The sequence below is a fragment of the Aeromonas sp. S11(2024) genome, from assembly GCF_041402345.1.
Taxonomy (GTDB): Bacteria; Pseudomonadota; Gammaproteobacteria; order Enterobacterales; family Aeromonadaceae; genus Aeromonas; species Aeromonas veronii.
The window spans coordinates 1-13753 of the sequence record NZ_JBGLRC010000046.1 but is presented as its reverse complement, the minus strand read 5'-3'; the positions used below and the strand labels follow the sequence as shown (position 1 = coordinate 13753).

Here is a 13753-nt window from a genome sequence, read left to right as displayed (position 1 = left end):
GGCAGGATGATGGAAGGACAGACTCCCTACAGCATGTTCAAAAAGGGTCTGAAATTGATACCGAAGGAAGTGCGCACTAAAGTAGCGTAAACAAGACACCGGTTTGAGGCCAGTGTCAGGTGATAACTAGATCTGTACAGCTGATACCGATACCTTCTTCGCGAACGCCCGATTACGCTGCGCTAATCGAGCCTACGGCCCTGTACATGATAACAGACTAATTTAATAGGTTTTTTTGCACATTCCCAGTATGGAAAAACTCTCGGAAAACGTTAGTAACAAATGAAAAGTCAGTTGTTAACTGTTTTTTTGGCCAAAAATCTCCTAATATACCAATCATTACATCTTCACTGTCTTGATCGTAATACGTTCTAATATCATAATCATCATCGACTATTTCACCTAAAGTCACTAAATAAAAACCAGCTTCGGTCCTGACTTGTAACAATTGGGGGCCTACGTCATTGTCACAAATATCTATGGTTAATGCTCCATTTTGACCTTTTAATGCTGTTAATTTTTTCTCTATATCATCCCAGATGGGGTTCTTACTGTTACCACCAACACCATTGACAGCCCAACTCATTGAAAATGACATTAATTTTTTTCCTTCAGAGATTTCATTCCTGGATTCCAATGTAAAGTCTTTCCTGTGCTTTCTTCATAAACAGTTAGGGATTTCAAACCTGCCTTGTCAGCCATTGCTGCAATATCGCCACGGCAGAAACCACATATAGGTTCTTTTGTAACCCTCATGTTCATATCGCGACCAATCGTTATGCCAGACTCAAATGCTTGTTGAATAGCACCAACTTCAGCATGAGCAGAAGCCATGTTTCCATTGGGTAACCTTTTGGTTGGGTTTTTTTCTATTTTGGCCTCGATCCGATCGTTGATTAATGTTGGGCGGCTGTGATCCCCCAAGAAATAATCAGGTCTATTACCTTGATTTGTGTCTTTAAATATCTTGCCACCTACGTTATCAACCAGCTCAGCTTCCACCTTTGGTATGGATGTATGAATTTTTTTATCTAAAACGACACTACTATTATCTACACCTCTTAAGTGCAAAGGTGGTGTGGCATCAGCACTTGAATTGATTGTTTTAGTTGCTGCTTGAGTTTTAGCACCGGAGCTGCCTATTACCTTGTTCGAAGCCACACTACCAAAAATCGCGGCAGTGCCCAAGCCCGCATTGATTAGGCCATCGACATTCTGGCCTTCTATCAACTGCCCTACACCTGTGCCAGCTTGATATGCACCGCCTGCTGCCACCGTACTACGTAGTATCGTGCCAAGATTACCCGGCAGAGCCAATAATGCATCTGTACCTACCGCAGCCTGTCCAGATTGAATGCCATAGTTTATTAGGTAGGCTCTCGCTTTGTTATAAGTAGCTACATCTGCAGCAGGCGCAACAATAGCCTCGCCAGCCTTTACCTTTTCAATTGCAGCAAAGGCTTGTTGTTCTGTATATCCATACTTGGTTTGTAACTCATAACCGTACTGATCCAGCGCTGAGGCCAAGATCCGCTTGTCTTGTTCAGACAGGGGTTTCCCCTGTTGCAGCTGATATAGCAAGCCATCGGTGACGTTATCTTTGTTGGTCAACGACACTATTTGTTTGGCAGCTTCAAGCGGATTTTTACCCTTATCAAAATCATCCAGCGCTTTGCTTAAGGCACTGTATTCTGACGGGGCCAGCAGATTATTCTCCACCACTGTCTTGCCGGTCTGGGCTCCGGCCAAGGCACTGGCGGTGCTGTCGCCGGTGAGGCCACCGGCCAATCCTGCGGCCAAGGTAGCGAGGGTGGAGACGGTCTCCTTCTCCGATTCAGATAGCTGGCTGGCATCTTTGTGGTAAAGCTCGGTCGCCATCATGCCAACCAACTCGCCGGTGGCAGCACCGGTTGCACCGACCATGGCATTTTTGTTTTGGGCGGCAGCCAGCGCGCCCTGTACCAGCGCGTGGGCCAGCACGCGGGACGGGCCCTCATCGGTTTGCTGTTTGACCATCTGCGCCAGGTAGGGGCTGGCGGCGCCAGCTGCTGCCTCGGTAATGCCACCTCCCGCCAGTCCTTGCAGGGCCGCTGTCGCCGCTTGCATGCCGCGCTGGAAGTCGCTGCCCACCCCCCATTTTTCCTGCAGCGCCTTGTACGCTGGGCTGTTGGCGTATTCCTTGTCTTCGCGGGCCTGCTTCTCTGCCTTGCCCATCTTCTCGCTCACCACCAGCTGGGTCGCCTGTTGGCCCACCTCCCCAATCAGCTGCACCTCCTGCAGCTTCTCCAGCTCCTTCTTCTTGTCAAAGATGGGGGAGAGGCCATTGGCCGCCTTGCTCGGGTCGCGCAGCAAGGTGGTCACATCCTGTTGCTGCTGGTCGGGGCTGCGCAGCTCGATGTTGCCGTTACTGATGGCGGCAAAGGTGGTGGAGCTGGCACTGCCGCTGTGGTTGCTGCCATTGAGCAGGGTTTGCGCGCTGGGGGAGGCCGCCTTTTTCCCCCCTTGACCACTGCCGCTGATACCGATGCTCTGGCTCTCGACCTTATAGTCGGCCCTGTTGTGCAAATCGCTCCAGCCCAGGGTGTTGGTGGAGAGGCGGTTGTTGCTGGCGTTGTCGCTGCCAGCCAGCACCGCCCCGTTGAGCTGGGTGTGCTCCCCCACCCGGATATCGAAGCCCTGTTTACCGGCAAAGAGCCCGGTCTGCTCCACCACACTCTGGTAGTCGCTGTTTATCTTCTGGCGATTGGCGTTGATATACCCGGAGCCGGTCATGGTGCCAAAGGTAAAGCTGCCCCCGGCCGCGATGCTGCTCTGCTTGCTCTGGTAGTGGTCGCTGTCTTGCTGGCTGGTCAGGGTCAGGTTGCGGCCGATATCGGCCTTGACCTTGTCACCACTGACCTGCGCCCCCAGCAGGGTGGCGTCCCTCCCTGATTTAAGGGTCAGGGTATCGCCCGCGGTGAGGGTGGTTTCGGTATAGCGGCCCGAGTTGCCCAGCTCCTTGCCCTTGGCGGCATTCATGTTGGCAAACACGCTGATACCGGCGCCGCCGTCGCTGAACCCGAAGCTGATACCTGCGTTCCAGCCGCTGCTGCTGTTACTGCCGCTGCTCTGGCTGTCATTGATGGCCGATTGCAGCACCAGGTCGCGGGCGGCGGCCAGGGTGACGTTTTTGCCCTTGATGCCGCTGCCGGTCATCACCAGGTCGCCCGAGCTGTTGTGACTATCCCCCAGCGCCCGCACGGTGACATCGCCACCGGCGTTGAGTTCGGAGGGGAGGGCATTGCGTTCACTGCTCTGGTTATTGGACTGGCTGCGCTTGTTGCCGACCGAGATGGCAATCCCGACAAATTTCGGGTCCGGGGTGTTGGCCGGGCCCGTGCCCTGATACTCCTGATATGCCTGATAACCACTCATGGCGGCTTTGGTGCCCTGCAGGGCTTTGAGACGGCTGTTATCACTCTCTTTGGCGCTCTTGGCCGCGTCATAAGCGCTTTGCGCGGCGGTGACGGCGCCACCGGTCAGCGCAATGGTCAAGCCACTGCTCTGGCTGCGGGTCTCTTCGTTGCGGGTGGCCTGCTGTTCGTCGGCACGGATAGTCACATCCTTGCCGGTCAGTGACATATCCAGCCCGGCAATCAGGTCGCTGCCTGCCACTGTCAGTTGGTTACCCGCCTCCAGGGTGACATTACCCCGGGTACTGCCGATGGTGGAGCCCGCCTTGCTTTGCGTGACATCCTGCTGGTCGGTGCTTTGTGACTGCTTGCCAATGGTAAAGCCAATCCCGCCACTGCCCATCAGGCCGCTTTTGCTAGTCTGATTGAAGTGACTCTCACTGCGGGTTTCAGTGACGGTCCCGATATCCAGGTTATTTTTTGCCAGGATGTCGGTTTGCACATCAGAGAACACATTGCTGCCCGCCACGGTGACATTGTGCCCCTGCAGGGCAACCTGCTGGCCTTCAAAGGTGGTGGCCAGTGCTTGCTGTTCAGTGAGGTTGTGCCGGGTGGTCGTGGTGCGGGAGCTAAACAGCCCGCGTGAGGTGGTTTTATGGGCCTCACTCAGGTTGCGGCTGGACTCGCCTGCTTGCAGGGTCAGGTCACCTTGCGCACTGGCGGCCAGCGTGCCTTGTTCACTGCTTACCGCCGCGGCGCGGGCGGTCAGGTCGCGCCCTGCCTGCAACCGCACATCGCCGGTCCCGCTTACCTTGCTACCCACCTCGGTGCGATAGCCGCTGCGCAGGTAGTTCTCGCTATTGCGGATGTTGTTTTCCTGCTCGGCGATAGTCACCGTGCCGAGGGTCAGGTCACGCCCCGCCACCAGGGCGGTTTGCCCCTGCTTGCCGCTGTTGCTCACCTCGGCCGCCAACAGGGTCAGGTCACGCCCGGCACTGGCCAGCAAGGTGCCTTTATCACCCGTCACATAGAGGCCCGCTACCCGGTCCATATTGGTGCGACTGAAATCGCTCAGCCCCGCGGTTTTGGCATCGCTTTGGGTGGTGCTGGTGAGGGTGAGGTCACGTCCGGCCTTGACCGAGAGGGCGCTCTGCGCGCCAATCACGCCACCGATATTGTCGATGTCGTGGCGCGCCGTGAGCGCCACTTTGTCACCCTGGATGTTGCCGAGGTTGCGCACATTCTCGCTGGTCAACTGCACGGCCGTGCGACCTGCGATGGTGCCCGAGTTAACCAGGTCACCCTTGATATTCAAATCAACCCGATTGGCGGCCAACAGGGTACCGCTGCCATCCAGATCGCCCGGTTTGACCCGGACATAAAGTTGCGGTACCAGCGCACGGGTCACAGTGCCATCGGCCAGGGTGACATCGCGCTCGACCAGCCAGACGATATCGCTGGTCAGCTGTGCCATCTGTTCCGGGCTCAAGGCAACACCCGGGCGTAACTGCCAGGCGCGACCCACTGTCACCCCGGCATCCAGCAGGGCGCGATATTGCGTTTCGTCATCGTGGTAACCCGTCAGAAAGCGGCGACCGGTCAGCTGGGACAGCTGGTCACGCACCAGCATCTGCTCATAAAAGCCATCCCCCAGTCGCTTCTGGGTGGTGGCGGGGTCGACCGAGAGTTGCTTGAGCATGTAGTCAGAGCCCAGCCAATTGCGATAATCGGTAAAGCGCGGGTCACTCTCGACCAGATAGCCGCTGGCTGCCGGGCCTGGCTGGAACAGACTGTTATCGGGTACGGTAGTATCAGCCAACAGGGTGCGGATCACTGCCGGTGCTTGCGGGACGAGGTTATCAACCTTGTCTGATACCGTGACCGAGGGCTCATCGATTGTTGCGCCATGCACATTACCCGGGGAGGCAACCTGTTGCCCTGATACACTTGAGGGGCCATTGCTACCACCGGACGTCGCTGTTACTTCGACAATCTGACGCCCGTGCGGTGTTGTGTTAGCTGGTTGGTTGCGGCCACCGATAGTATCACCGACACCTGTGCCCGCAAGCCCTGTCACACGGTAACCACTGCTGCCGTCGGATGAATAGGAGGCTGTTTGGGCGACGTTTAATGCAATCTGTCGTGTGATGTCAGCGGGGGTGTAGGCGCCAAGGTTATCGTTGTAACGAAAAGTCCCTTTCTTGTGTCCCCTTCGTTTCCGCTTGGTGTAAGAAAACTCACTGCTTCCTTCCTCATGAATGCGGTGTATCCCGGCAGCCTGCTGATTGTGCAGATTTTGCAAATCCCCCAGCAAGGCGCCGCCCGCCAACATGTGGCTGTTGTCATTGGTCAGGTTATCTCCGCTCAGGGTGATATTGCCTCCGGCGCGGATGCGCGCCGGGTCACTTGCTTTCACCTGAGTCTCAAATTCAGAGCGAGTGACGTAAAACTTGGTATATCTCGCCAGTTTCTGGCCTGTGGCGATAACATGGTAGTTACCTCCATCACCACCATCCCAGCGAAGCTCACTCTCATCGTATTTGTTGGCCTCTCCCTCTGGCTGGATATAAATTTTGGCGGTGGGACCGGCTACTTGCACCTCCTCGGTGCGCAAATGGAGGTTACGGTTCAACAGTTGCCCGGTAGCCAGCGACAGATGGCCAAGCGACTCTATGGTGGCGCTGTCATTTTGTACCAACCCTGCGCGCCCGGTGGCTCGGTCATTGGCATCCAGGGCGCCACCGATAGCCATGTCACCCGCGCTAAATATCAGCCCATGCTCGCGGTTGGTCAGGGTCGTTGCCCCGATATCGAGCCGTTCGCGGGCTGCGATGACTGCCGCTCGCCCCCCTTCCTCGCGGTTTTGCAGGGTGTTGGCCTGAATGGCCAACTGGTCGCCATAGATACGTCCGCTGCCCACGTTATCCAGGGTGCCTGCCTGGATGCGGGTTTGTGTGCCATCGATAAGTCCGCGGTTGGCCAAGGTGTTGCTTGCCACTACATGCGTCGTGGTCCCTCGCAGTTGCCCGCTGGCCTGGTTATCGATATCCGCCGCCTGCACAGTCAGCGATTTGGCCTGCAGGGTGCCCCGGTTGGTCAAACGACCGGCGGTGGTTATCTCAGCTTTCCCATTGGCTGAAACGTCTTGCTCATTAATAAAATCTTGCTGCATGGTCAAGGTCAGGCCGCCCTTCGAAAGCACCCGGCCATCGCCACTGAGGCTATTGGCAACCAGATTGAAGGCCCCGCCAGAAAGCAGGGTGCCTGCACGGTTGGCCACATTGCCAAGCGTCCCGGTCAAGGTATTCGCGGAGGTGATGCGCCCCTGGCTGTTATCCAGTGCGCCACCGCCTTGAATGGCGATGTGCTGGTCCGCCGCTATCTCGCCGTTGTGGTTGTCGATATGGCGGGCGGTCAGCGTGACGTGTTCCCCTTGTAGCCCTAGGGGGGAGGCATGGCTGCCCTGGGTGTCACTGTTTTGCACGGTATCTGCGTTCAGTTGCAATCCATGTCCGGCCGCCAGCAGGCCGTGCTGATTATTGGTTGTTCCTGCCAGCGCCATCTGCAGGTCCTGGCCCGCCTGTACCTGGCCATTCCGGTTATCCAGCGCCGCACCTTTGATATCGATGTGCGCTAGCCCGGTTAGCTTGCCGCTCTGATTATCCAGTGCGCCGCTTTGCACCACCACTTGTCCGTTGCCATGGATGACCCCCGCCAGGTTCAGTAGGTCGCCACTGCGTAAAGTCAGGCTGTTGCCACTGACGATGCCCCCCGCAGCACCCGAATGGCTGTTAGTCAATGCTTGACCGTGGGTATCAATATTCAGTGGCCCGGTTGATTGCAGCAGCCCGCTGTCGTTATTCAGCGCACCGCTCTTGATATCTAGCTCCCCACGCTGGCTTGCCAGAGTGCCGTGCTGGTTATCCAGTGCCAATTGCCGGGTATCTACCCGAACCTCTCTCCCGATGATGCTGCCGCCGCTATTGCCCAAACCGGCGCTGCCAACCGTGAGCAGGTCTTGCGCCTGCAATGACCCACCGCCATTGTCACTGTATCCCTGCGCATCGAGCTGCAGACTACCTTTGGCGCTGGCGATAACACCACTGACGCGGTTATCCAGACTGCCGGCGTTGATAGTGACATCACCCGCGCTAATCACGTTGCCTTCACGATTATCCAGACCCGCGCCAATGCCCACCACCATGGTGCTCGCGCTCTCGATTGCGCCATGGCGATTACCCATTGCCCCCGTGTTCAGGCGCAGTGGTCCTGTGCTGACAATCGAGCCCTTGGCGCTGTTATCGGCATGACCATCCACCGTTAACGCCAAGCCTTGGTGGCCTGCTGTGTGTATCTTGCCGCCCTGATTGTCCAGCGCTTGTGCTCGCACGGTGGCGCTCCCTGCCAACACCAGGGAGCCATCCGTATTGGTCAGTTTGCGTGTCACATTGAGCTGGTTCTCTCCGGTACCCGCAGACAGGACTGTGCCCAACTGGTTGAGCAATTCCCCGGTCGACAGCTGTAGCGTGCCATTGGTGGCCAAGCGCCCGGCGTGGTTATTAAGGGTATCGTGCGCCCGGATATTCATCTGCTCACTGCCAGTGGCAATCACGTTACCGCCTGCCGTGAGCAGCTGGTCGGTCTCTATCTCCACTTGTCGAGCTTGTGTTGTGCTCTCTTTCAAATCGGTATGGTGTCCCTTCACACTCAGAGCACCATTACTGACAATCTTGCCTTTGGGGCCATTCAGGGTATCGGTTTTGAGGGTGAGGGCGCCGTCGCCCGCATGTTCGATGGCCCCTTCGCTGTTATCGAGCGTCTTGGCCGTTACCTGCATGTCACCCTTAGCCGCCAGCAGGCCATGCTGGCTGTTATTGACGGAGCCGTCCACGGTGAGCTGAAGTGCCCCGTCTTTGGTCGCGGCTATTTCACCGCCCTGGTTAGCCAGCTCACCGGCCGTGAGGGTCAGCGGACCGGCCGCCAACAGCTTGCCTGCCTGATTATCGAGGGTGTTGCGGGCAGTAAGTTGCAGCTCGCCGTTGTGGGCAACCACTGTACCACCGGCGTTATCAAGCGAGCCGGTATCAAGGGCGATACGCTGCGCCGAGGTGGTGCCTTGCGCCAGATTGACCGATTCACCCTTGATGCTCAGAGCACCGTTACTGACGATCTTGCCTTTGGGGCCATTCAGGGTATCGGTTTTGAGGGTGAGGGCGCCGTCGCCCGCATGTTCGATGGCCCCTTTGCTGTTATCTAAGGTGGCTGCGGTGACACTTATGCCCTCTTTGGCAGCCACCAGCCCCTGCAGGCTGTTGTCGAGGGTGGTGGTGACAGCCAGTGTCATGGCTTCCTCGCTGGAGACCAGTTGACCGCCCTGATTATCGAGTGCATTCGCGGTGACGCTCACCGGTCCATTGGCCAGCAACTTGCCATCTTTGTTGGTCATCGCGCCGCGGACGGTGAGGTGCAAAGCGCCGCTGTCGGCCACCAGAGTGCCTGCAGTATTATCCAGCGTGCCGGAGTCGATGGTTATTTGTTTGGCCGAGGTAGAGCCTTGCGCCAAGGTGAGGGTGTCACCGGTTAGCTGCAGATTGCCGTTGCTGGCAATCTTGCCCTGGATGCCCTGCAACGTGGTAGTGTTGAGCGTCAACGCGCCATTGCCCGCATGTTCAATCGCGCCACGGCGGTTATCGAGCTCGTTTGCCTCAATCTTCAGGTCGCCCTGACTGGCTATCTGGCCCCCGTCACTATTATCAAGCCCATGGCTTACCGCCAAGGTGCTAAGGGCGTTGCCACTGGCGCGTATGGTTCCCCCCTTGTTGTCCATGCTCTCGGCCTGCAGGTCAATGCTGCGGGCCTCCAGGGACGCCTTGCGGTGGTCGGTCTTGCCCAGACGCAAGGTGGCAACGCCCGGGGTCGATATATGGCCACCCGAACCTTGAAGCTCGCCAGCGCGGAGGATGAGGCCTGCGTCACCGGTGTGTTGTAAGGTGCCATCGGCATTGACCAGCATCCCGACATCCAGCGTCAACGCCTCGGCATTGCTTGCCAACGTGCCATGACTGTTATCCAGCGAGTTGGTCACAGCAAGCTGTGTCTGCTGGTGACCGGCATGTTGCAGCAAGCCCGACCGGTTGTTCAGCGTGTCAGTCGACAGCGTCAGGACACCAGCCGCATGCAGCTTTCCCCCCTCATTATTTAACTGACCCAGCGCCAGGTGGGTAGCATCGTTCACCCGCAGCGCACCTTGACGGTTATCCAGATCGCCGCCAGTCACGGTCAACTGCGCGACCTCCAGTACCCCCTCTCGGTTATCGACCGACCTGGTGTCCAGGGTCATCTCGCCGCCCGCGAGCAGGCGGCCGCCATCGTTGTTGAGCGTATCTGTGATATGGAGCTCACCCTTCGCGAGCGTCGCTGCTGCGGGTTGATGGTCTGGTGTCCCGCCTTGTGCGCTATTGTCACCGTGGCTGGGCTGGGGCGGGAAGGTACCAGCACCGTCACCTCCTTGATCTAACGGACCACCCTGCTCCGACTGGGGAGTGGGGGATGTCATGGTGCTACCGAGTTTTCCTTCACGGTTACGGGTGTGGGCCGTTTGCAACGTCAATCCTTGCTGCCCCGTCTGCTCAATCATCCCCTCCCGGTTGGTGAGCGACTGCGCATGCACCGCTACCCGACGCGCATTTATCTTTCCCTTGCTGTTATCCACATCTTGCGGGGTGGTGACGAACAACTCACGCTGCGCGCTGAGTGTGCCGCTATTGGCGATGCCACCTTGAGCCTCGAGTCGAACATCGGTCATGGCTTGCAGGGTGCCACTGTTTTCCAACCGACCGTCGGCCGTGACCACCAACTCTCCCACTTGTGCGCCGAGGGTACCCGCATTACGCACACCGACACCGTGCTCGGTACCCACCATGACAATCTTTTGTGAGTACATGCCGCCCAATGCCCCCACATCCAGGGCAAAGGCTGGTTTTTCCCCCTTGGCCTCTTGTTGAGTCACGGTAGTCTGGTCTGCACTCACCTCGTTAACGCCGGTGGTCACGTGCAATTGTTTGGCCCAAAGCCCCGCATTTACCTTGACCGAGCGCGCAATCACATCGGTGTAATCTGTACTGCTGGCATCCAGCCCTTTGCCTTGTACCTCGATAGCCCCGCCCTTGACCCGGTAGCCCTCTAATGCACCATCACGCATGACTGGCGTACCGGTTGTCAGCGTTGCGCGTTGGGTGTTGATAAATCCGCAACCCTCACAGGTAATACCCGCCGGATTGGCAATCACCACTTGGGCGCGATCACCAGCGACTTCCAGGTACCCCTGCAAACGGCTGGGATCACTGGCATTGACTTCATTGAGGATGATGCGAGCCGTACCTTTGGCCAGCCACGGGTTGCCCTGTACCCAACCGCCCAGTTGGGTTTGGGTATTGGTACGCGAGTTGTTGAGAATAGCGCCTTGTTGCTCGACATCGAACTGTTGGTAGGTGTTGCGTGATACGCCTGCCGCGCTGGGCGACTGGATATTGACTTGCGGCACCCCGTTGGCCGTCTCCAGTACGGTGGGCTGCTGAGCACCCGGGGCGGTCGGGTCGGCCACAATTTGGGCCCGGGCGGGAAACGTAATGCTGACCAGCCCCAACGCCAGCGCACTGGCAAAAGCCACGGGGCGCATGCTGGCAACGCAGCGTGCACCGGTTGCTGTGGCCACACGTCCTGTACTGCTACCCCGTCGGCGGGCGATGTCAGGAACCACCTGCAGCAAGCCTAATGAGCGGTTGAAGACAATCCGATAGCAGTGCTTGTTCATGATGCCAATTCCTTAATGTCGTGCAATCTTCAGTAAGACCAATTCACGTTAAACCCGGTGGTCAACGCACTGGTCTGAAATCCTTCCGGTTTATGCAGCGGCCCGCCAACAAAGAGGTCCCAGGCAAACCCGGACATTCCACCCCGCAGACCAATCACGGCCCCAGCGAGGTCTCGTCCATTTAACCAACGGGTTGAATTACCACCGACATGGCCGTAATCCGCCCCCAGATAGACCGATTGGCCAGCCCCCAGCGCGAGCCCCAGCTCATTGCGCCATACCCAACCGCGCTCACCCATCAGGGTCAGCTCGCCATCAAAGCCACGCACGCTGTAACGCCCGCCAATGGAAAAGCGATCTTGAGGGACGAGCGGAGTCCGGTCCCACTGGGTGCGGACGTTACCGGTGTAGCGAAGTGATTGGGTTCCTACCGTAAACGGGGTCATCAGTTCCACATCGGCAGTGATGAGCGCCATGCGGGAGGTGCCTTCCCCGAACAGCTCTTCGGGGGCCGCCATGGCGTCAAATGCCCCGGTCCCTCGCCGATAACCCAGATTGCCATCCAGAGTCGAGGCCCCCAGATATTCACGGTGGGTCAGCCCCAGAGTCCATCCCCCGGTGCGACGGCGTTGCACCTCGACCTCAGTGTCATCAATAAAGTTGTCAGAGCGCCGCTTCCAGCCACTGATGTAGGCCCCGCTCTTGCGCACCGCATCGCGATACAGGACGCGAGACAAACGCACTTCCGCGTTATTGCTGGTACCGCGATAGAGGTAATGCTGGCGGGCGCCGGCCACCGTCTGCCGGTATTCATAACCACTGAGGGTGGTCCCTAACGACCAGTAGCCGTAAGGCAGGCTGTAGTGGGCGGTATAGCCACGGGTTCCCTTGTTGTTGCCATTGAACAGATCGTGATTGACGTTGATGTAGAACAGATCGTTCAGCGCAACGAGATCGTCCAGCGAGAGGGTGGCACTGCCCTGCATTTTCCCGGTTGTTTTGCTGCCCGCATCATCAAATGACGCGCTCACCCGCACCGGTGGCGAGCGTTGTTGCCAGGTAATGACCAGATCGCTCTCACCCGGTTGAGCATCTCCCCCCTCTGCGGGGGTGATCTGAATGTCGGCATCCACGGTGGGTAACCGTTTAAAATTCTCAAGCGCTTGCTCGATGTCGCGCAGGTTAAGAATGTCGCCGCGCCTGGCGGGCACCGCATTCCAGGCAGTAGCCCGTGCATTGGTATTGGGGGCAAACACGATATGTCGGACTCTGCCCGGTACCACGACCAGCGTTAAGGCGCCGTGGGTCAGATCTTGAGGGGCGGCGAGGACTCGGGTGGTGACAAAACCACGGGCCATGATGGCATTTTGGATGCGGCTCATCACGATGTTAAGGCCCTTGGTGCCCAGACAGTGTCCTTTGGCAAAGTCAGCCTCTTTGAGTGCCCAAGCGAAGGTGTCAGCGTCCGTCCCGGTAAGCTCAAACGTATTGATGGTGAAGCAGGGCGATTCGTCGGAAGGCAGCGGGGTCTGCGCAGGCATAACCGGGGCCGGGAAGCGGAGATCGGGATGGGTTTCTTGTTGTTCGCGTAGCACGCGCTCCCGCTCTTGCTGGCGTAATATTTCTTGGGCCGGGTTGTTTGCCGCTTGACTACAAAGTGGCAATAAAAGCCAGAGGACGTACAGAATACGCCCTCTTGACGCATCTAATGTGAAACCAATCATGAAGTACTGCGCCTGCTTGTTCGTTTTTATATTGCGTGTGATTGTTGTTATATCTATTCAATATCTTGGTTCTGTATCAGTACAGAGGGGCGAATATAATCCGTTACACACGCCCTATTTGCACTACAGCCTCAACCGGATATTACACGGGTTATGTTGTAAGCCCAAATTCCCACTTTTCTTTTCAAAATAAAAATCCAAAACTCCATTAAATTGTGGATTTTTGTTTTGAGTGATAAGTTGGTTGCGAAGCAATGCTCTGGTGGTTGGGCGTATTCAATGGTTTGGTTCATCCCGGAAAACGCCTGAAATCATGAGTATCTTGATAGTGTGATGTTGCATGCAATGCATGGCAAAAATAAAGAATTCACTTATATTTCAATGGTTAAAGCATGCTTGCACTGTTGATTTGTAGAGAGGCAAGGACCATTGGTGGTTATTTACATAATCATCAGTGTAATACTTTCTTACAACTTTCTTTGGAAGCCTATATAAGGGCTCGGTTTTAGGGCTCTGTTGCATTAGCAGACGAAGCCCAGCAACTGTTGTGCCGCCTATTTTTAACGTGGTTGGCGGATACATTTTTTCTGCCGGGGCAGTCAGCCGTCTTATTGATAACCGGCTTGCAATTGAGTCGGTCCAGCAGGTGCAGCGAGCCGTATTGGGCTACCAGTCGGTCTATAGCCATCTGAGCACAGGCCGTTCTGCTGGGCTTGTACAGATCTAGTTATCACCTGACACCGGCCTCAAACCGGTGTCTTGTTTACGCTACTTTAGTGCGCACTTCCTTCGGTATCAATTTCAGACCCTTTTTGAACATGCTG

Annotated in this window: 3 protein-coding genes and 1 pseudogene; all 4 read right to left on the bottom strand. The window is 57.0% G+C overall.

Translation table 11 applies throughout. The features are described from left to right. Nucleotides 1-217 precede the first annotated feature (217 nt). The gene (locus ACB040_RS20350) at nucleotides 218-598 is read right to left on the bottom strand and encodes a hypothetical protein (protein ID WP_338774214.1); all 381 of its coding nucleotides are present in this window, start codon (nucleotides 596-598) and stop codon (nucleotides 218-220) included. Beyond that, nucleotides 598-11205: a hemagglutinin repeat-containing protein gene (locus ACB040_RS20345; protein ID WP_371156269.1), complete on the bottom strand. Its 10608-nt coding sequence runs from the start codon at nucleotides 11203-11205 to the stop codon at nucleotides 598-600. The genes ACB040_RS20350 and ACB040_RS20345 overlap by 1 nt, the downstream gene beginning before the upstream one ends. A gap of 29 nt (nucleotides 11206-11234) precedes the next feature. Next, a complete protein-coding gene (locus tag ACB040_RS20340) occupies nucleotides 11235-12800 on the bottom strand; it encodes a ShlB/FhaC/HecB family hemolysin secretion/activation protein (protein WP_371156271.1) in 1566 nt (521 codons plus the stop codon). A gap of 634 nt (nucleotides 12801-13434) precedes the next feature. Then, a pseudogene (locus ACB040_RS20335) lies at nucleotides 13435-13644 on the bottom strand (hypothetical protein); the annotation flags it as partial. Between the last annotated feature and the right edge of the window lie 109 nt (nucleotides 13645-13753).